The organism is Arthrobacter sp. B2I5 (assembly GCF_030816735.1).
Taxonomy (GTDB): domain Bacteria; phylum Actinomycetota; class Actinomycetes; order Actinomycetales; family Micrococcaceae; genus Arthrobacter.
The window spans coordinates 1,875,847-1,895,755 of record NZ_JAUSYF010000001.1; the positions used below are offsets into that span (position 1 = coordinate 1,875,847).

The following is a 19,909-nucleotide window of genomic DNA, read 5'->3' on the forward strand; positions in this document are numbered from 1 at the left end:
GCCCTCGCAGGGCCAGGCGCCGGCGTCGTACGTTTAAATGTTCTCAGCCCCTGGTGACGGGGATTTTGGACGGCCCGGTGCCCTGCCCCTGCTCCGGAATCGGGGCCCGCACCTCAAGGACGCCGTCCTTGTATGAAGCCGTGACGTCGTCCTGCTGCACTCCGCTGGGGAGGGGAATCCGCCGGACAAAGGAACCGTAGCGGAACTCGGACCGGTAACTGTCCTTGTCCTTGTGCTCCTTCTTTTCCTGCCGCTCGCCCTTGATGGTCAGGACGCCGTCCGTGACCGTCACGTCCACGTCCTTCTCCGGGTCCACGCCGGGCAGCTCAGCCCGCACCACAAGGGTGTTGCCGTCCACCATCTCTTCAACCCGGATGGCCGAAGACCCCGCGTCACCTTCGAAAAGCCGTTCGATGACATCCATGGGGGAGCGGCGGTTATCAAACCATTTCATCAGATCAGTCATTGTTGCCTCCTGCTCATCTGGAAGCCGGACCATCGCGTTGCCCGGCAATTCCACCATCGCCTTCCCCTGGATCCGGTTCCAGAGTCAAAGGTCCCAGTCCGGGTTCGCCCATTGGGTCCGGTGGCCGGTGGGTCAAGCGGCCCACCAGTTCGATGGCCCCGCATCCCGCCGCAGCTGCTGCAACGGACACAGCCAGCAGGCTGGCGGGCGGCCACTCCACCCGGAAAAAATCCTGCGTCAAGGGAACGGTGAACAACAGGAGCAGTCCCGCGTACATCCCGGCAAGGATCAATGCCTTAACCCGATTGAGGGGACGTGACGCCATCACCAGGACCCATGCGGCCACCAGCCCCAGGGTCATGGTGGCCGCAGACTGCGCGGACTGAAGGCTGTGCCCGCCCCACAACTGCCCATACGCGCTGACCGCCAGGACACACAGGGCGGTGCAGATGCCGGCCGGGACCGCGAAGGCGAGGGAACGCCGCAGGAACCCGGGGGCATAACGCTGGCCGCCGGGCTGCAGGGCCAGGAAAAACGCCGGCAGGCCGATGGTCAGTCCATCCAGTGCGGAGAGCTGGCGCGGCAGGAACGGAAAGGCCAGCAGCAGGATGCCGGTGACCACCGAGATGACCGTGGCATAGACAGTTTTGCTCAGGAAAACCAGGGAGACGCGTTCGATGTTGCTGATGGCCCGGCGGCCCTCGTCAACCACAGTCGGCAGCCTGTCGAAGCGCCCGTCCAGGAGGACCAGGCGGGCCACGGCCTTGGTTGCCGGTGACGCCGAGTCCATGGCGATGCCCAGGTCCGCCTCCTTGAGCGCCAGGACATCGTTCACTCCGTCCCCCGTCATGGCCACGGTGTGCCCCCGCCGTTTCAGCGCCTGGATCAGGTCCCGCTTCTGGGACGGCGTCACACTTCCAAAGAGGCTGTGTGACTCCACCGTTTCCTCCAGCAGGACCGGATCTTCGGGAAGCATCCTGCTGTCATAGGCAACTCCGCCTCCAAAGCCCACTTCCCGGGCAAGGGCTGTTACGGTCCGGGGATCGTCACCGGAAATGATCTTGACGGTGACCCCTTGCCGGCGGAAATAGTCGAGCGTCGCGGCGGCGTCACCCCGAATGCTCTCGCGGAAGGTCAGCAGCAGGACCGGCACCAGCCCGGGAGGCAGGCCTGCCTCTGCGGCATCCGGCGGCATTGGTGCCGGCAGGTGCGCCAGGACCAGCGTCCGGAGGCCGCTGGAGGCGAGGGCTGCCGCCTTTCCGTGTGCATCGGCACAGCCGGGGGAGGCGAGTACGGAATCGGGGGCTCCGAGGATCCAGGCGCCGGAAGCAGCGGATTCCGGCGCGAACGTCACCGAACTCCACTTCCGTGCAGAGGAAAAAGGAACTGACCCATCCTCCCGGAGGGGTTCCTGCACGGGGAAGGCCGCCCCGATGGCCGCTGCGGTACTGCTGGCATCCGCGTGGGCGCCAAACCATTCCAACGCTTGCCGCCACCCGGCCGTGCGGGCGGTCCCGGCGTCGTGGATGGCATCGAATACGATGGCGCCGGAGGACAGGGTGCCGGTCTTATCCAGGCAGAGGACATCCACCCGCGCCAGCACTTCCACGGCAGCGAGTTCCTGGATCAGGACCTTCCGGCGGGCAAGGCGGAGGCCGCCCACGGCAAAAGCCACGCTGGTCATCAGCAGCAGGCCGAGCGGAATCATCGCCATGATGCCCGCCACTGCTCCAACGACGGCCGGTATCCACCGTCCCGATCCCATTGCGCCGGCCCATCCGTCCTGGTCCTGCATCTGCGCATTCGTGAGCAGCAGGGCGGTTGGCAGGAGCAGCCAGGTGATCACCGTGAACACCCTCTCCAGCCCCCTGCGGATTTCGGATGTGACCAGGGAGAAACGCCGCGCCTCTGCTGCCAGCCGGTACGCGAAGGTCTCCGGCCCCACCCGGAGCACGGTGGCCCGGCCGTTGCCTGCGAGGATCAGCGATCCGGACAGCAGCACCTCGCCGCCCTGTTTGGGAACCGGCTCGGACTCGCCCGTCAGCAGGGACTCATCCACCTCAAGCCCGCCTCCGCCGAGAAGCACCAGATCCGCCATGACCTGGTCTCCGGCATTGAGCACCACGAGGTCGTCCGGAACCAGGTCCTCCGAGGAGATGAGTTCCCTGGCCCCGTTCCTGATCACGGTGTTCCTGGCCGCCTGCAGGATGGCCAGCCGGTCAAGGGAACGCTTGGCCCGGTACTCCTGGACGATGCCGATCAGCGAATTGCTGACAGCGGACAGGCCGAAAAGCGCGTCACGCCACTGGCCAAGGACCAGCAGCAGGATGAAACACCCTCCCACCACGCCATTGAACAGCGTGAACACGTTCGCCTGGACAATTTCGCCCACGCTCCGGCTGGTTGCCGTGGGCACGCTGTTGATGCGGCCCGCGGCCATCCGCTCGCGCACTTCGGCGCTGGAGAGCCCCTCCCGGGCATGGCTGAAGTCCATGCCCGGGATCGGTGCGTCGTTTTCCCCGGTTATAGACATCCGGCCAGGCAGCCCGCCCCGGTCAGTCCTGGTGCTGCTGCTTGTGCAGGCGGGTGATGACGGTGGGGCACGGCGGCTGGGTCAGGACCGCATGTGCAGTGGATCCCAGGACGAACCTTTCAAAGCCACCTTTTCCACGGCTGCCCAGGACCAGCAGCCGCGACCCCGCGGCGGCACGGATCAGGGCGTCCGCCGGCTCCAGGACGGTTTCCATCACGGTGTTGACCACAAGATCCGGGTAGTCCTGCCGGAGGCCCGCCTCGGTTTCGGACAGCACGATCTGCTCTTCCTCCACTACATGGGTGGCAAAGCTGCTCTGCGGCAGGCCTGCCGCGATCCACCGGCTGGGGCCGGTGAAGGCGTAAAAGACGGTGAGTTCCTCCCCGAGCGTGTCAGCTTCGGCGGCCGCAAAGGCCACCGCCTGGGTGGATTCCCGTGATCCATCCACGCCCACCACAATGCCGCGGCCCGGTTCCTGGCCGTCCCCAACAACCGCCACCGGACACTCGGCCGTGGCTGCTGCCTGGAGGGCACGGTCAGTCAGGGCACCACGCGTGTGGCCGCTGGTGCCAAGGACAAGCATGGAAGCATTCCTGGAATAGTCACCCAGCGCCGCACCCACACCTCCTTCGAGCAGCTGGAGGGTAACCTGAAGGCCCGGTTCGGCAGCGGTGGCCTTTTCGCCGGCCTCCTTCAACAGTGCCAGTCCCGACTCACGAAGGATCTCGAGGTAGGGCAGGACTTCGGCTGCCATCCAGCGGTCGTCCACAACATTCACGACGGCGAGGGGACACTTCAGCCTGCTGGCCCGGGCTGCCGCCCACAACAGGGCGGCGTTTGATGCCGAAGTATCAGTGATGCCGACGGCGATTGGCTTGGCAGGTGCCATGGGAGTCCATCCTTTGGGGGTACGTGGAAAGGGTTGTGGGTGGTGCCATGCGGCGGTTTCCAGCGTTGACCTAACCGGCGGCGGGCTCCCGGGGCGGCCACCAATGGGTGGGCGCCGCAATCACGAACTTCCGGCCGCTGATGTCCTCCGGCGTAATCCGCAGCAGGACGTTCTTCCGGCCCGGCTGCCAGGGGGACAGGCCCGTCTCCATCGCGTCCCGGGTTTCCTCTTCGTCGGACACCACCAGCGCGTGCCCCTTGAGGATGACGCTCCAGGCGATAGTGCCGTACTGGTTCATTCCGTCAGCCTCAACCGTGACGGCTTTCCGGTCCGTCAGGGAGGCAAGCTTTGTGCCTTCGCCGGTACGGATGAGCAGGGTGCCGTTGCTGGGAACGAAATTCACGGGGTAGTTTTCCAAGGCGTCCCCGTCAGTGAAGGCGATCCTGCAGATGGACGTGGAACGAAGGTACTTCCAGCAATCGTGGACGCCGAGTTCTTTGATTTCCGGTTCTGCCGCTGCTGTATTCATGGCCGTAGCCTAGGGCCGGGAATTGCCCCCCGGTAGGGAAGAAGGTCCCGCCGGCTGTTGACGAGCCCTTTTACAATGATCCCAGGACATGTCTTCATGCTCAGGAGAAGACGGACTTGTGGGCGGGGGCAGGCACTTCCGTTCCGGACACTTGGATAGCGACACGGACCTGCAGCGCCGCAGGTTCCCTGCCGCAGGAGGTGGAACGTGAGCACTGAGGATCCCTGGCGGCCGCCGATGCGGGACAGCGCGGAAGATCCGCTGCGGGACTTCACCGCCCGGGGCGATGAGCTGCTGGATACCCAGGAGCGCATTAGTGCCCTGCTGGCCGCAGTGGTGGCCCTCGCCGAGGACCTGAGCCTGGAGGCCGTGCTGGACCGCCTTGTCCGGTCTGCCTGCACCCTGGTTGGCGCAGGGTACGGCGCTTTGGGCGTAATCGGTGAGGACCGGACCCTGAGCCACTTCATCACGGTTGGCATTGACGACGAAGGGATCCATTCCATCGGCGACCTGCCCACGGGGCACGGCGTCCTGGGCCTGCTCATCCGCGAGCCAAGGCCCCTGCGGCTCCACGACCTTGGGCGGCACCCCATTGCGTCCGGGTTCCCCGCGAACCACCCGCCCATGAGGACCTTCCTGGGCGTCCCCGTCCGGGTCCGCGATGAGGTGTTCGGCAACCTCTACCTGACGGAAAAGCAGGGTGGCGAGGATTTCACCACCGACGATGAGGAACTTGCCGTTGCCCTGGCAGCCGCGGCCGGTGTCGCCATCCAGAACGCCCGCCTTTTTGAAGACAGCAACCGCAGGCAGAAATGGCTGGAGGCGGGCATGGAGCTGAGCAGCCGGTTGATCATGGCGCCGCATCCGGGGAACCCGGACATTCTCGACCTTGTTGCCGACACCGCCTTGAAGGTATCGGACTCCGCGCTTGCAGTGGTGGCTGTGCCGGCCGCTGACGGTACGCTTCGCTGCCGTTCATGCCTTGGTGTGCAAGGTCTTCAGGCAGGCCAGGAGTTGATGGCCTCAGGTGCGGTGTCCGGCGTTATTGCCGACGGCGGGTCTTTCGTTGCCAGGGACCCGCGGCAGGTGTTCGACGACGAGGTGGCAGGGAAGCTGGGCTCTGTCCTTGTCTGTTCGCTGGGGCACGCCGGCAGCGGGAACGGCGTCCTCCTGCTGGCACGTGCGCAGGGAGCGGCGGTCTTCACCCAGTCTGAGGCAGAGTCCGGCGCCATCTTTGGGAGCCGGATCGGCCTGGCCCTGGACCTGGCGCACGTGAACGCCCTGCGGGAACAGAATCTCCTCATCAGTGACCGGGAAAGGATTGCCAGGGACCTGCACGACCTGGTGATCCAGCGCCTGTTCGCAGCCGGCCTGAGCATCCAGAGCCTGCGCCGCTACACGATGGACCCTGTGGCGCATGAACGCATTGCCGCTGTGACCACAGAGCTCGACGACACCATCCGCAAGCTGCGGGATACCATCTACTCCCTTCGTACCGCCGACGAGGAACGGGAACCGCTGACGGGCCAGATCCTGCGCGCAGTCCGGGAAAATTCCCGCAGCTACGCCATAACTCCCAAGGTTTCCCTGAACGGAGCGGTGGACTCGATCCGGGAGGACGTCGCGGTCCATCTGTTATCCGTGCTTTCGGAGGGCCTCAGCAATGCGCTGCGGCATTCCGGCGCTGAGGACATCGAGGTCCTGGTTGACGTGGGCGGTGACCAGGTCCAGCTCCTCATCAGCGACAATGGCCGCGGCTTTGCCGAGCCTTCCCGCCTCAGCGGTCTGGCGAACATGCGCCACCGCGCGGAATTGTTGAAGGGCAACTGCATCATCGAGAGCGTGCCGGGTGCCGGCACGTCCGTGACGTGGTCCGCACGGCTCGCTTGATGGGTAGGCCAGGCGGTGCCGGTTATCAGCCAGTGTCCGTTGCGCTTTTGGTGACGTAGACGGCGGCCTGCGTCCGGCGCTCGAAGCCCAGTTTGGCCAGGATGGACGACACATAGTTCTTGACCGTCTTTTCGGCCAGGAACAGCTCATCGCCGATCTGCCGGTTGGTCAGCCCCTGGCCGATCAGCGCAAGCACCTTCTTCTCCTGCGCGCTCAGGCCCTCCAACCGGGGATCGGTGGGTACCGTGGAAAGCCCGGTGATGATCTGCTGCTCCACTCCCGGCTCAAACAGGGATTCGCCCGCAGCCGCTTTGCGGATCCCCGCCAGGAGGTCATCGCTCCTGATCTGTTTCAGGATGTATCCGGAGGCGCCGGCCAGGACTGCGCCGCGGAGGGCCTGTTCGTCGTCGTAACTGGTAAGGATCAGGCACCGCAGGCGGGGATCGAGGGAACGCACGTCCCTGCACACCTCAATGCCCGTGCCGTCGGGAAGCCTTCCGTCCAGGATGGCGATGTCCGGGTGCAGGGCCGGAATCCGGCGGGTGGCCTCGGCCGCGGATCCGCTTTCGCCCACAACCAGGAACCCTTCGCCCTCCAGCAGGTCCTTCAGTCCCTGCCGGACCAGTTCGTGGTCATCGAGGATGAACACGCGGACCTGACCGGACGATCCTGCTGCTTCATCAGACCCAGCTTCATGCATGTGCACAGAACGCTCCCCAACTCTCCAGGACTCAAAACCCGCATCAGTGCGGGGCGGCCCCCGAGGGCCTGACCCCATTGTTACCCAGCGGCCTTCATACCGGGAAGGGACCTAAGTCCGCCGGTGGGTGGCACTGTGGCAGGCGCCAGTCCAGGTGCTGTTCCCGTCATGACTTTTGGCCCTACCCCCGGCCCCCGGTTCTGCGCGATTCTGGGACGACGCCCGCAGGAGGGAACCCCAGTGAATGGAGCAGGCATGAGTGCCCCTGGACCGCATCCCCGGATCATCGTTGCGGTGGATGGATCCGACGCCTCCATCGCCGCGCTCCGGGTAGCCCGGGCCATGGCGGAGCCCCTGTCTGCGACGGTGGAGGCCTGGGCCTGCTGGGACGTGCCGGCCGGCTACGGGGTGTACCTGGCGGTAGGGATCGAGGGGTTCAAATATGCCGCCCATGAGGTACTCCAGCAGGCGTTGGCAGACGCCTTTGAGGAGCTGCCGCCCTTTGTGCACGCCCGGCTGGTGCGGGGTAAACCAGGCCCGCTGCTGATTGACGCGAGCCGTAACGCCTCCCTGCTGATCGTGGGCAGGAGGGGACACGGCAGCTTTATTCTTGGCTCGGTGAGCTCTGCGTGCGTAAGCCATGCCCACTGTCCCGTGCTGGTGGTGCACGCCCCGGAGGAGACGGAGTGAGACCACCCCGACGGGAGGCAGTCACAGGCATCTACAGCGCCTTGACCGGCATCAGGCGCGCTGGCAGGCCAACCCGGCACGCCGCCGTCGTACCAGTGCCTGGGAATCAGTGGCTGTTGCCTGGGAATCAGTGGCTGTGGTGACCCTGCCCGTGATGGTGGGCGGCGCCCTCTCCCACCAGTTCGTGGAGTCCTTCAACGGCCCGGGCAAGCGACAGGTCCGGGGATTCGATGACGAAGGGCATCAAGAGCCGATTTTCCTTGTCCAGGTGCAGGGCGAAAATCCGCTGGATGGCACCGGCGGCCACTGCGGCAGCAACGCCGTCGGCCGTCCGGAGCTCCTCGACCAGGCCCACTATCACCTGGTGCTCGGCCAGCATTCCGTCCACCAGCAGCCTGGCCTCCGGCATGGCGTGCGGACCGCTGTAGAGGGGACCTTCCTCTGCCAGGGCGTGCGGCACCAGCTGCCTGTCGCACCAGTCCAGCAGCGCGGCCTGCGTTTCCTGCCCGGCGGCGGGGTCCCGTGCCTCCACGGCCTCGGTCAGCAGTCCCGCCAGCGCGTTCAACTGCCGCAGCATGTCCGCATGGTGGGCTTCAACCGCCTGCAGCGCGTGCGCCTCGGCGGTGGCGTCCTTACCTGGTCCAGCGTTCATTCGTTGTTGCCTTCCATTTGGGTGACCTGCCGGTTCGTGGTCCGGGGCGACCAGCGCAGGTCCTTGACGGCCCAGTACCCTGCACCGTTCATGATGGCGAACCCCGCAATGCCCAGCCAGGGAACCCGGACCACCAGGCCAAGCAGCAGGACGCAGATTCCTGCCGCGACAAGGAGCAACCCGCGCCAGAACCGGGCCCGCTGGGAAAGCGCAAAGGCATCCCGGCCAAGCAGGGCGGCGAAGCCGGGGTCCTCCTCAGCCAGTCCATGGCCGATCTGTTCGAGTTCGCGTTTTTCAAATTCAGAGAGCGGCACAGCTGCACCCACTGTCCATTGCCTGCGGGGAGCCGGACGTCAGCTACCCGGGTGGCCGCGCAGGACAGCCAGCCTGTTCTGGTATTCCGCGACGTCGATCTCGCCGCGCGCGAAGCGCTCGGCCAGTACGTCCTCTGCCTTTCGGGGCGACGGGGGCTGGGGTGCATTCAGGGAGGGCGCCCGCAGGGAACGGGCCAGCAGGACAATGCCGGTGATGATTGCTCCCCAGACCACCACCATGCTGATGCTCATCAGGACATAGCCCCAAAGGCCCATGCCGTCATTCCAGCCGTACACTTCACGACCTCCGGTCAAATGGAGGCGGACGCCAACCGTCCGCCTTCCACTTTCAGTATGGGATGCTCCCGGCGGCCGGGGGCAGAGCCATTAGTCCCGTCCCGGGACGGGGGGCAGGCACTAGAAACCGCGGCGCCGCAGACGTTTGTCCACGGCGACGGCCAGGGAGGCAAGCAGGGCGAGGCCAAGGATCCGCAGCCAGGCCTCCCCGCTGATAGGGGCGGTGTGGAAGAGACCGTTCATCAGCGGTGCGTAGGTCAGGGCTGCTTGGCCGGCGGCCTGGACCGCGACGCCGACAAGGAGCCAGCGGTTGCTGAACGGGCTGATCCGCCAGACCGGCCGGGTCAGGGACCGGCAGCTGAAGAGGTAAGCGACTTCCACGGCCACGAAAAGGTTGACGGCGGACGTGCGGGCCTGGGCAACGGATGCGCCAACGGCCAGTTCGTGTTCGAACAGCCACCAGGCTCCTGCGACCAGCAGCGCCGAAACGAGGAGGATCCGCACGGTCAGGGCCCACGTCAGGAGGGGCCGGCCCGGCGGCCGGGGCGGACGGGACATCAACCCCGGTTCCTTCGGCTCAAAGGCCAGCATCAGTCCAAGGGCCACGGCGGTGGTCATGTTGATCCACAGGATCTGGGTGGGCAGGATGGGCAGCGTTGCCCCCAGGAGGATGGCCACGAGGATTACCAGCCCCTCAGCCATGTTGGTGGGCAGGGTCCACACGATGAATTTGGTCAGGTTGTCGAAGACGTTCCGGCCCTCTTCAACCGCGGCCTCAATGGTGGCAAAGTCATCATCGGTCAGGACGATGTCCGATGCCTCCTTGGCCACTTCCGTTCCGGTCCGCCCCATGGCGATGCCCACGTTCGCCTGCCGAAGGGCAGGGGCGTCGTTGACGCCGTCCCCCGTCATGGCGGCCACGTGTCCGCGGGACTGGAGGGCCCCGATAAGGCGGAGTTTCTGTTCCGGCGAAACCCGGGCGAAAACCGTTGCCCGTTCCACCGCGCCGGCAAACTGATCTGCCGGAATGGCGTCCAGCTCCATGCCTGTCAGGGCCGTCCCGGTGTCACGGTCGGCGGCCAGGCCCACCGCTGCCGCCACCGTCACCGCGGTCCGCACATGGTCTCCGGTGATCATCTTCACCGCCACGCCCGCGCGCTGGCACGCCTTCACGGAAGCTGCGGCCGCTTCCCGCGGTGGATCGTGCATGGCCTGGAGCCCCGTCAGGGTCATCCGGCCCCGCAATTCGATCCCGGCAAGGGGCCGGCCCTCGGCGGGAAGGCGCATCATGGCGGTGGCCAGGACCCGCAGTCCGCTGTCTGCGAGCGCGTGCGCGGCATTGAGCGCGGCATGCCTGCGGACAGGTCTGTTGGCGCCGTGCGTGTCCATTTCATGGGAGCAGAGGTCAAGGATCCGTTCCACAGCACCTTTGACCAACACCAGGCCGCCCCCTTCCGGGAGCGTGGAACCATGCAGGGTGGCCATGAACTGCCGCTCCGACGTGAACGGCAGTTCCTGCTGCCGCGGATTGGCGGCCAGGAAGCCGGCAACGTCCATCCCGCCTTTCCCTGCCGCCACCAGCATCGCGGCCTCGGTGGGGTCACCCCGCACCTGCCAGGTGGATCCCTCCCTGTGCACCTTGGCGTCGTTGCATGCTCCACCGCCCAGAAGGGACCACTGCAGCGCTGCATCCCCGTCCGCCGGATGCTCCGGCGCGGCCGTCACATGCTGGTCGGTGCCGCCGGGATGCCGCGATGCCGACGGGGTGATGCCTCCCGCAGGTCCGTAGCCTGAACCAGTCACGTCATAGGTGCCCGAGGGCGTCCAGAGTGCCCGGACTGTCATCTGGTTCTCGGTGAAGGTGCCCGTCTTGTCAGAACAGATCACCGTGGTGCTGCCCAGTGTTTCCACCACCGGCAGCCGGCGGACCACGGCGCGGCGGCGCGCCATGCGGCGGACGCCAATGGCAAGCGTCACCGTGACGGCGGCGGGGAGGCCTTCCGGAATGGCTCCGACGGCCAGCGCGACGGCGGCAGTAAACATCTGCCCCGGCGGCTCACCATGTGCCAGGCCGGCGAGGAAGGCCACGGCGGCGAGGGCAAGGATGGCTATGGTGAGGGTCGAGCTGAAGCGTGCCAGTTTCAGGGTCAGCGGCGTGGCCACCGGCCGGACCGCCCCCATAAGGCGGTGGATTTCGCCAAGTTCGGTTTCGCCGCCGATGGCGACGACGATGCCTGCTCCGGTGCCTGCGGTCACCAAGGTACCGCTGTACAGCATGTTCCTCCGGTCTGCCACCGGCGTGACCTTCGGCAGTATTACCTCGTCCTTGGACACGGGGTCCGATTCCCCCGTGAGCGCGGATTCGTCCACCCGCAAGGCGGACAGCCGCACCAGGCGCAGGTCAGCCGGTACCTTGTCGCCTGCCTCCAGCAGCACAAGGTCCCCGGGGACCAGGTCCTCGGAGGGAACCGGCCGCCGTTCGCCGCCGCGCATGACCGCGGCATGTGTGCGGACCAGCGAATGCAGTGCGTCCAGGGCCGCTTCTGCCCGGATTTCCTGAATGAAGCCGATCGCCGTGTTGACCAGGACCACCGCGAGGATGACGCCCGCGTCCAGGAATTCGCCAAGGAACACGGTCACGGCTGCGGCGGCCAGCAGGACATAGACCAGCGGGTTGTTGAATTGCCGTCCCAGCTTGCGGGCAATGCCCCCGCCCTTGGACCGGGGCAGCTCGTTCGGGCCGAACTGGGCTCGCCGGCGCGCTACCTCTTCCTGGCCCAGGCCCCTTGCTGCATCCGTTTCCAGCAGCAGGACCACTTCATGGACGGGGAGTCCATGGTGTGCCGGATCAGGGGCATTGTCCGGCCGGCGCCGCGTGGCGGGTTCCGGCCGCCGGGGACGCACTTCCCCGCCCCGGGAGGGCCTGGTCTTCGCCATGGTGCCGGGCTTTCACTGCCCCAGCAGGGCGTCGAGGGTGGCGAAACCGTAGCCCGCGGCCGCAATACGGTCAATGACCTGGGGAAGGCCGTCGGCGTCAAGGGTGGTGCCGTCATCCGGGTTGGACCCGATGTGCATGAGGACGATCTCGCCCGGCTGCAGCCCCGCCTGGACGCGGTCGGCCACTGACTGGAGGCTGGCACCTCCACTGGTGCCTTTCCAGCCCAGGGTGTCAACGGTCCACCTGACTGCCACGTAGCCCAGCGAGTTCACCGCCGCGATGGTTCGGGCGTCCCGTTCGCCGTAGGGGAAGCGGAACAGCGGCCTTGGATCGGCCCCTGCTGCGAGGATTGTCTGCTCGGCGCCCCGCACCTGTTGGGTGATCTGCTCGTTGCCCAGTCCGGTAAAGCCGGGATGGGTCATGGAATGGTTTGCCACCCGGTGCCCGGCGGCCACGATCCGTGCCACGGACTGCGGATTGTTGGCGGCCCAGTTGCCGGTCAGGAAAAAGGTCCCGGCAACGCCTTTGGTGGAGAGCGTGGACAGGATACTGGGCAGTCCCGCAGCGTTGGCGCCGGCATCGAACGTGAGGGCAACCATGCGCCCCGCCCCGGGGATGACGGTCAGGTCCTGGCCGCGGAGGGAGTCCGGAAACGGCGCCGGCTGCGGGGGAGCGGCGGGCTCCTCCGGCGGCGTGGGTTCGGCCGGAGCCTGCGTGGGCTGCGGTGCGGGAACGGGAGGGACCGTGATGGGCGGCTCCACCGGAATCTGGCCGGCTTCAGGCGTCTCCGTCTCCTGTGGGCCCTGCTGGCCGGAAGGCGAATCGGCCGGGACCGTGGGGCTGGACGGGCTGGGGAGTGTGGACTGGCTGGGAGGTGCGGAAGGCGGCGCCGGTGAGGCGGACGGCGCAGCCGACGGCGGACCGGCCGTGAGGGCCGGCAGCAACAGGGCCAGGGCGATGGCAAGGACCACCAGGGCGGCGGCGAGCGCTATGGCGACCGTCCGCCGTCGTGCTTCACTGAACGGCAATGCCATCACCCGCCCTGGACGTCAGTGGCTTCCCCCGCCGCCGGGCTGGTCAGGAACCCTGGGCGGCGTGGGCCCCGCCCTCGGGAGTGTGGACCACCAGCACGGGGCAGTGGGCGTGGGCCACGACGGCTGAGCTGACGGAGCCCAGGAGCAGTCCGCCGAATCCGCCGTGCCCGCGGCGCCCCACCACGATCATGTCCGCATCGCGGCTTGCGTCGATCAGCGCCTCGCGGGGCTGGCCCCTGACAAGGCTTGCGCTGACATTGGCCGGCAGTTCGGCACCGAAGGCCTGTTCCATTGCCTCGTCCAGGATCTTCTTCGCGCCCTCCTCGAAGCCTTCAATGCCCATCATGACGTAGCCGGAGTACACCTGCGGGTACTCCCAGCAGGCGATGGCCTGGACCTTGGCGCCGAGGGGAGTGGCAAACCGCTGGGCCTGGCGGAGCGCCTCCACGGAAGGCTCCGATCCGTCGACGCCTACCACGATCCTGGCAATTGGTGCCCCGGCAATGCTCATGTCTGCTCCCTCTTCCGACCTTCGCTGTCACGCCCATCCTGCCCGCAGCCCCGCGGCGGGGCTAGGGCCGAAGGTCATGGCGCGCCGGCGGGCGGTCCACCGGCGGACGGTCCACCGGCGGACGGCGGCGCGGCCTGGGGTGCTGCCGCGGCGGGAGCCACCGCTTCGGGCCACTCAGGTTCGAGGGGCCCTTGGTCAAGCCGGAACGGTGGATATTCGTCCCGCATCATCGCGGTGTACACCAGGACCCGGTAGATCCAGCGGTCAACGCCAAGGATGAAATCAAACAGCGGGCGCTGGTAGCGGCCGGTGAACAGCAGGATCACTGCCGCGATCAGGACCAGCAGCCCCAGCAGGGACGGGCCCGCACTCTGTTCATAGGTTGTTCCAAAGTAGTTGTTGTCTGCGCGCCACCGCCAGGCAGTGTTGGTGAACGCGGCCACTACGAGCAGATGCGGGATCGCCAGGAGCCACCATTTCACCAGGACCAAGCCCCGGGACAGCCGCTCCGGGTAGTCCACGTCGAAGTCGGCCGGGTAATTGGTGCGCTTGAGGGTGAACGGCGGGTAGAGGTCGGTACCAACGGCGGCGTAGGCGTAGAAGGCCACCCGCCAGTTCCACCGCATGACGCCGACATTGAAGTCGAACAGGGCCCTCGGATACCGGCCGGTGAACAGGATGGCGAATCCCGCCACGATGGTGGTGATGACAAACGCGAACCAGAGGAAGAAGAGGAGGATGAAATGCGGGATGGCCAGGAACCACTTGACCAGCCACATCCACCGGGACAGCCCGGGATCGATGGCGCCGAACAGCCGTGCGGGGTAGCCGCGGCGGTCTTCGGCCGGCGTGAACGGTTGCGGCGGGAGCGCCCCCGGTGCTGCCGGTGCGGCCTGCGCCCCTGGCTGGCCCCACGGCGCCGGTGCTGGTCCCTGTCCTCCTGATACTTGCCCTCCTGATACTTGCCCGGCCGGCACCTGAGCCCCCGGCACTTGGCCTGGCCCGGCCATCCCCGGTCCTGCCATCGCCGGCGCCGGCATCCCCGGTCCTGCCATCGCCGGCCCTGCCATCGCCGGCCCTGCCATCCCCGGTCCTGCCATCCCCGGTCCTGCCATGCCTGGTCCTCCGGCTGATGGCCCGCCGGTCGGCCGCGCGGCATGACGGCCCAGTCCCATGGCGCCGAAGATGATGAGGGGAATACCGATCACCAGGGCGATGAGCCCGCCCACCAGCAGGCCGGTGGCTGCCGGCCGGATCAGGTCCGAGCGGAAGCCGGCCTGCGCCTGGACGTCGATGCTGGAGGAGGCATCGGCATTCATCACTACTACTTCCCATGTGCCCGGGGTGATGTTCCAGGTGAGCTCCTGCTCCCCGGGGCCTGACACGGATGCGGTCCAAAAGCGCTGGTCAGCCGGTGGTGATGCGGGGTTTCCACCCGGAACGTCGCGGTATTCGGCGCGGAAGGGCCTCTGGCGGATGTTGAGCAGCTCCGAGTGGTGCACACCTGACAGGTACTGTTCGACGTCGGCCTGCGGGCCGATGCCGATGAACACCGGTTTGTCGGGGCTCACTGCATTAACGCGCAGGCGCAGGGTGCCGATGTCGAAGGGAAGCCTGCCGGGAACATCCTCGCCAATGGCATCGGCCCGTGGAGAGGTGAGGGCAAAGGAATTGACGGAAAAACGCGATGTGCCGGAGGTCAGGAAGCCGTCCCCCTGGATGGATCCCACCGCCGACGCCACGGCTCCTCCCGCCAGCGCAGCCAGCCCCGGAATGGTGATCAGGATCCCGAGGACCAGCATGATGATGGCGGCTGGCTTTTTCATAATGTGGACCTTTCCTGGCGGATATGTGGAACGGGGAGAAGGACCGGCAGGCGGTCCAGGCCTAGATGGTGCCCTGGACGGCGTCAGTCCGCGTGATGATCGTGGGGCAGGGAAGGTGCTTCAGCACGCCATGTGCGGTGGAACCGAGCAGCAGCCGCTTGAAGGCGCCCCTGCCGCGGCTGCCCACCACCAGCAGGCGTGCTCCGGCCGCGGCGTCTACAAGGGCGTCCACCGCGCCCTTGTCGCTTTCGAGCCGCTGGTGCACGGTCAGGTCCGGGTAGTCTTCCTTGAGCCCGGCAACGGTTTCAGAAAGCACAACCCGTTCCTCGTCCACGATGAGGTCCGCGAGCGCAGCCGGCGTCAGGCCGGCGTCGATGACGGGATCGGGCGCATTGACGGCATAGACGACAGTAAGTTCGTCGCCATCGCGGTCTGCTTCGGCGGCGGCGAAGGCGACAGCCTGCGTGGCTTCGGCGGATCCGTCCACGCCTACCACCACACCGGACCGGGCTTCCAGGTCCTGGGTCCCGATAACGGCGACGGGGACCTTGGCTGCGGTGGCCACCTGGAGTGCACGGTCCGCGAGGGCGCCGCCGAGGTGGCCGCTGCCTGAGCCGATGACCATCATCGAGGCCTTCTTCGAAAACTTGGCCAGCTGCCCGCCCACACTTCCGGTCAGCAGTAGCGTGGCCGGGGTAACCGGCACGCTTCCTTCGAGCCGGCCCGCGGCGGTCTTGAGCAGTTCCTCACCGGCCTGCTGGAGTGTTCCAAACCAAGGGTAAGGTTCGGCAACCCACCGGTCGTCCACCACGTGGACGATCACCAGCGGCTGGCCTGCGCGGTGGGCGCGGCGCGCTGCCCAGAGGACCGCAGCCTGGCTTTGCGCTGAATCGTTGGTGCCCACAGCGATGGGTTTCTGGGATGTCATGGCGGCACTTCCTGCTCATCGTGAACTGGTCTTCCTGCCGTTCCAGACTGGCCCCGCCGCCACCGGCACTCTAGGGCCAAAAGTCACGGAAGCGCTGCTCAGCGCCCCCTGCTTGCCCCGGTCACCCCATCGATTTCTCCGTACGTGTCGTTTTGGGGCCTGAAAACGACATCTACGGAGCAATCGATGGATGATTTAGGGGGCTGGGGTGAGGTGCCCTGGAGCGTCGAAGGTTCACAGGCGGCACAGTTCCTCAGTATGCTTACTATTGTCCGCCGGACTTAAAGAGAAAGGCACCATCATGACTGAACAGAACCTCCCCGACGACGAGCTGGAAGTCGTGCAGGAAGACGACATACTTCTCGACGAAACTCCGGGCGCGGCGTCGTCACTGGAGCTCGACCCTGTCATGGGGGAACCGGACAGCTACCCCGGGGCAGCCGAAAACAACCCGGACCGCTGGCAGGAAGACCCGTTGCTGCAGGACGAGGCAGTCTCGGGCGAAGAGCAGGACTTCCTGAGCGACCAGACGCTGCGCGACGAAAGTGCCCAGGCGCGGTACCGCTCGGGCGATGAGCAGGTGCCGCCGGACACCCCCACGCTGGGTGAAGCAGCGGCCGACGTCGATTTCGGCGAAAACCCCACAGGCCTGGAAGCAGACGCCAGCGACGATGAGGAAAACTTCGGCGGCTCACCCCTGAGCGAGTTTGAGCCCGACGACCTGGAACGCTAGCAAGGCCGGACCTGCCGGCCCGGGCCCACGGGGAAGAGAATGATGCAATCCAAGGAACTGCTGCTGGAAGCCTTCGGCCGTATCCCCGGCCTCGTGGGCCAGGTACTTGACGGGCTGGATGAGGGGCAGCTGCAGCACCGCACCGAAGGTCACGGCAATTCCATCGCCTGGCTCGTCTGGCACATCGGCCGGGTGGAAGATGCGCAGGTTGCCGCCGCTTCGGGACTGGAACAGGTTTGGACGGCAGGGGGATTCGTTGCCCGCTTTGGCCTCCCGCTGGCGGACAGCGACACGGGTTACGGCCATTCCAGCAGACAGGTGGACGCCGTCCGCGCATCCCGGGAACTGCTGCAGGAGTACTACGAAGCCGTCCACCGGCAGACGGCAAAGGTGGTGGAAGGAATCAATGATTCCGACCTGGACCTCGTGGTTGACCGGCATTGGGATCCGCCCGTCACCCTCGGAGTGCGGCTGGTCAGTATCCTGGGGGACTGCCTCCAGCACGCCGGTCAGGCCGCCTACGCCAAAGGGCTGCACGGCCCATCGGCGGCCACCGGCGGTGCGTGAACTCGTGGTGCTGGGCACCGCATCACAGGTCCCCACCCGTACGAGGAACCACAACGGCTACCTGCTGCGCTGGGACGGCGAAGGACTGCTTTTCGATCCCGGCGAGGGCACCCAGCGCCAAATGATCCATGCCGGAGCAGCGGCAAGCAGCATCACCAGGATTTGCCTCACCCACGTGCACGGGGACCATTGTTTCGGCCTGCCCGGAGTCCTCTCCAGGATGGCCCTGGACGGGGTGCGGCACCCGGTCCACCTGCATTATCCGGCGTCCGGCGGCGATGTGGTCCAGGCCCTGGTGGCCGTCAGCTCTCCCGGCATCGACCTGCGGCTGCACCCGCACTCCGGCGCCGGGCCCGTGGCGGAAGGCCTTGAGGTCCGGCCCCTGAAGCACCGCATCGAGACGTACGGTTATCTGCTCACCGAGCCCGAAGGCCGCACCTTCCTGCCGGAACGGCTCCGGGCGGCGGGCATCGAAGGGCCGGACGTCCGGCGGCTCCAGCGGCAGGGGGCCCTGGGGACAGCCCGGATGGAGGACGTGAGCATTCCCAGGCCGGGCCAGCGGTTTGCCTTCATCATGGACACCGCACCGTGTCCCGGTGCAGAAGAATTGGCAGCGGGCACCGACCTGCTGGTCACGGAGTCCACGTTCAGTGACGACGACGCCGGCCTGGCCCGGCAATACCTGCACCTGACCGCCGGGCAGGCCGGCGAACTGGCGGCGTCAGGGAAGGCCCGGACGCTGGTGCTCACGCACTTTTCAGCACGGTACGGAAACGACGTCTCCCACCTCGCAGAGCAGGCAAGGGCCCGGGCTCCGGAAACCACGGTCATTGCTGCTGAGGACCTGCAGCGCATTGCCGTTCCCCATCGACGGCAACAGATGCGGGAAGCGGCAGGCGAAACTACGGCGATAGGGTTAAACCATGACGGCATCAGCTGAATCCACGGTCACTTTTGACGGCCGTTTCGCACGGGAACTGGCCGAACTCGCCGTTCCCTGGCAGGCCGAGGAAGCACCCAGTCCCAAGCTTCTGGTCCTGAACGACAAGCTCGCACGGGACCTGGGCCTCGATCCGCAGTACCTCCGCAGCGGCGAAGGGGTACGGCTCCTGGTGGGCAATCACATACCCGCTGGCGCCACTCCGGTGGCCCAGGCATATGCGGGGCACCAGTTTGGCGGTTACTCACCCCTGCTCGGTGACGGACGTGCGCTGCTGCTGGGGGAGGTCACGGACCAAAGCGGCCGCCTCCTGGACGTCCATCTCAAAGGCTCGGGACGCACGCCTTTCGCCCGCGCCGGGGACGGACGTGCCGTCGTCGGGCCCATGCTCCGTGAATATGTGGTCAGTGAGGCCATGCACGCCCTGCACATTCCCACCACCCGCTCGCTCGCCGTGGTGGCAACCGGCCGGCAGGTCCGGCGTGACGGCATGCTGCCGGGTGCCGTCCTGGCACGGGTGGCAAGCAGCCACCTGCGCGTTGGCAGCTTCCAGTACGCGCGCGCCACGGAAAACCTGGACCTCCTGAAGCGGCTGGCGGACCATGCCATCAGCAGGCACTATCCGCACGCTGCCGAAGCCGAAAACCCCTACCTTGCGTTGTTCAGCTCCGTCGTCTCCGCCCAAGCAGAACTGGTGGCCCGGTGGATGCTGGTGGGATTCGTGCACGGTGTCATGAATACGGACAACATGACCATCTCAGGGGAAACCATCGATTACGGCCCGTGCGCGTTCATGGACGCGTTCAATCCCGCCGCCGTCTACAGTTCCATCGACGTCAGCGGACGCTACGCCTATGCCAACCAGCCAGTGCTTGCCGAATGGAACCTTGCCCGGCTCGCCGAGGCGATGCTGCCGCTCATCGACGAGGACCAGGAAAAGGCGGTTGCCCCGGCCGTGGAAGTGCTCGGCGGGTTCCGCGGACAGTACAGCAAGGCGTGGTCCGGCGGTATGAAACGCAAGCTGGGCCTGGGAAGCGGCGCGGAAAGCGGCGAGGACTCCTCAGCCCTGGTGGACGATGCCATCGCCATCCTGAAGGACGGCCCGGTGGACTACACCTTGTTCTTCCGTAACCTGGGCAAGGCCGCCCGGGGCGACCTCCGTCCCGTCCGCGGCATGGTCCTTGACCTGGCCGCGTTCGACGCCTGGGCGGAGCGGTGGCAGGCCATGGAACCCGATGCGGAACTGATGGACAGCGTGAACCCGGTCTACATTCCCCGGAACCACCTGGTTGAGGAAGCCCTCGCAGCTGCCACCGAAGGAAACCTCGCGCCCCTGCAGCAGCTGCTCGAGGCCATCGGTGCCCCCTTTACCGAACGTCCCGGGCTGGAACGCTACGCCGAGGGTGCCCCTGAAGAATTCGGCAACTACATGACCTTCTGCGGGACCTGACGGCTGGTGCCAGTGGGAAAAC

At 66.7% G+C, this 19,909-nt stretch carries 19 protein-coding genes; 6 read left to right on the plus strand and 13 right to left on the minus strand.

Annotated features, from left to right (window positions below; all coding sequences use genetic code 11):
- Positions 1-43 precede the first annotated feature (43 nt).
- From QFZ60_RS08985 to QFZ60_RS09000, 4 genes are all read right to left on the minus strand, one after another.
- Positions 44-466 (minus strand): Hsp20/alpha crystallin family protein, encoded by a 423-nt coding sequence (locus QFZ60_RS08985; protein WP_307089878.1) that lies wholly within the window; start codon positions 464-466, stop codon positions 44-46.
- A 13-nt stretch (positions 467-479) separates the two neighbouring features.
- The gene (locus QFZ60_RS08990; RefSeq protein WP_307089879.1) at positions 480-2,999 is read right to left on the minus strand and encodes an HAD-IC family P-type ATPase; all 2,520 of its coding nucleotides are present in this window, start codon (positions 2,997-2,999) and stop codon (positions 480-482) included.
- A 22-nt stretch (positions 3,000-3,021) separates the two neighbouring features.
- A complete protein-coding gene (locus QFZ60_RS08995; RefSeq protein WP_307089881.1) occupies positions 3,022-3,888 on the minus strand; it encodes a universal stress protein in 867 nt (288 codons plus the stop codon).
- A gap of 70 nt (positions 3,889-3,958) precedes the next feature.
- Entirely contained in the window at positions 3,959-4,417 is a 459-nt protein-coding gene (locus tag QFZ60_RS09000; RefSeq protein WP_307089883.1) for a pyridoxamine 5'-phosphate oxidase family protein, read from the minus strand.
- A 237-nt stretch (positions 4,418-4,654) separates the two neighbouring features.
- On the opposite strand from QFZ60_RS09000, the gene QFZ60_RS09005 reads away from it, so the two are divergent.
- On the plus strand, positions 4,655-6,307 hold the full coding sequence (locus QFZ60_RS09005; protein WP_307093272.1) for a GAF domain-containing protein: 1,653 nt from the start codon (positions 4,655-4,657) through the stop codon (positions 6,305-6,307).
- 25 nt (positions 6,308-6,332) lie between these two features.
- On the opposite strand, the gene QFZ60_RS09010 is transcribed toward QFZ60_RS09005, so the two are convergent.
- Positions 6,333-7,007 (minus strand): response regulator transcription factor, encoded by a 675-nt coding sequence (locus QFZ60_RS09010; RefSeq protein WP_307093273.1) that lies wholly within the window; start codon positions 7,005-7,007, stop codon positions 6,333-6,335.
- A gap of 255 nt (positions 7,008-7,262) precedes the next feature.
- On the opposite strand from QFZ60_RS09010, the gene QFZ60_RS09015 reads away from it, so the two are divergent.
- Positions 7,263-7,697 carry a universal stress protein gene (locus tag QFZ60_RS09015; protein ID WP_307089885.1) on the plus strand — a complete coding sequence of 145 codons (435 nt, stop codon included), beginning with the start codon at positions 7,263-7,265 and terminating at the stop codon, positions 7,695-7,697.
- A gap of 127 nt (positions 7,698-7,824) precedes the next feature.
- Here the strand turns inward: QFZ60_RS09015 and QFZ60_RS09020 are convergent, their stop codons facing one another.
- From QFZ60_RS09020 to QFZ60_RS09055, 8 genes are all read right to left on the minus strand, one after another.
- Positions 7,825-8,349, minus strand: a complete 525-nt coding sequence (locus tag QFZ60_RS09020; RefSeq protein WP_307089887.1) for a hemerythrin domain-containing protein — start codon at positions 8,347-8,349, stop codon at positions 7,825-7,827.
- The gene (locus QFZ60_RS09025) at positions 8,346-8,663 is read right to left on the minus strand and encodes a DUF3040 domain-containing protein (RefSeq protein ID WP_307089888.1); all 318 of its coding nucleotides are present in this window, start codon (positions 8,661-8,663) and stop codon (positions 8,346-8,348) included. Before QFZ60_RS09025 ends, QFZ60_RS09020 begins: the two co-directional genes overlap by 4 nt.
- Positions 8,664-8,702: 39 nt before the next feature.
- Positions 8,703-8,960 carry an SHOCT domain-containing protein gene (locus QFZ60_RS09030; protein WP_307089890.1) on the minus strand — a complete coding sequence of 86 codons (258 nt, stop codon included), beginning with the start codon at positions 8,958-8,960 and terminating at the stop codon, positions 8,703-8,705.
- A gap of 120 nt (positions 8,961-9,080) precedes the next feature.
- Complete coding sequence (locus QFZ60_RS09035; RefSeq protein ID WP_307089893.1) at positions 9,081-11,897, minus strand: HAD-IC family P-type ATPase; 2,817 nt, start codon at positions 11,895-11,897, stop codon at positions 9,081-9,083.
- A gap of 12 nt (positions 11,898-11,909) precedes the next feature.
- The gene (locus tag QFZ60_RS09040; RefSeq protein ID WP_307089895.1) at positions 11,910-12,932 is read right to left on the minus strand and encodes a polysaccharide deacetylase family protein; all 1,023 of its coding nucleotides are present in this window, start codon (positions 12,930-12,932) and stop codon (positions 11,910-11,912) included.
- 43 nt (positions 12,933-12,975) lie between these two features.
- Positions 12,976-13,443 (minus strand): universal stress protein, encoded by a 468-nt coding sequence (locus QFZ60_RS09045; RefSeq protein ID WP_307089897.1) that lies wholly within the window; start codon positions 13,441-13,443, stop codon positions 12,976-12,978.
- A gap of 74 nt (positions 13,444-13,517) precedes the next feature.
- Positions 13,518-15,269 (minus strand): DUF4389 domain-containing protein, encoded by a 1,752-nt coding sequence (locus tag QFZ60_RS09050; RefSeq protein WP_307089899.1) that lies wholly within the window; start codon positions 15,267-15,269, stop codon positions 13,518-13,520.
- 61 nt (positions 15,270-15,330) lie between these two features.
- The gene (locus QFZ60_RS09055) at positions 15,331-16,197 is read right to left on the minus strand and encodes a universal stress protein (protein ID WP_307089902.1); all 867 of its coding nucleotides are present in this window, start codon (positions 16,195-16,197) and stop codon (positions 15,331-15,333) included.
- A 301-nt stretch (positions 16,198-16,498) separates the two neighbouring features.
- Here QFZ60_RS09055 and QFZ60_RS09060 point away from each other — a divergent pair, with 301 nt between their 5' ends.
- The 4 genes from QFZ60_RS09060 to QFZ60_RS09075 are packed head-to-tail and all read left to right on the plus strand — an operon-like array spanning position 16,499 to position 19,887.
- The gene (locus tag QFZ60_RS09060) at positions 16,499-16,930 is read left to right on the plus strand and encodes a hypothetical protein (protein WP_307089904.1); all 432 of its coding nucleotides are present in this window, start codon (positions 16,499-16,501) and stop codon (positions 16,928-16,930) included.
- Between the two features lie 42 nt (positions 16,931-16,972).
- Positions 16,973-17,497, plus strand: coding sequence for a DUF664 domain-containing protein (locus QFZ60_RS09065; protein ID WP_307093275.1), 525 nt, complete (start codon positions 16,973-16,975; stop codon positions 17,495-17,497).
- The gene (locus tag QFZ60_RS09070) at positions 17,490-18,437 is read left to right on the plus strand and encodes a ribonuclease Z (RefSeq protein ID WP_307089906.1); all 948 of its coding nucleotides are present in this window, start codon (positions 17,490-17,492) and stop codon (positions 18,435-18,437) included. The genes QFZ60_RS09065 and QFZ60_RS09070 overlap by 8 nt, the downstream gene beginning before the upstream one ends.
- Positions 18,421-19,887, plus strand: coding sequence for a YdiU family protein (locus tag QFZ60_RS09075; RefSeq protein ID WP_307089908.1), 1,467 nt, complete (start codon positions 18,421-18,423; stop codon positions 19,885-19,887). Before QFZ60_RS09070 ends, QFZ60_RS09075 begins: the two co-directional genes overlap by 17 nt.
- The last annotated feature ends 22 nt before the right edge of the window (positions 19,888-19,909 follow it).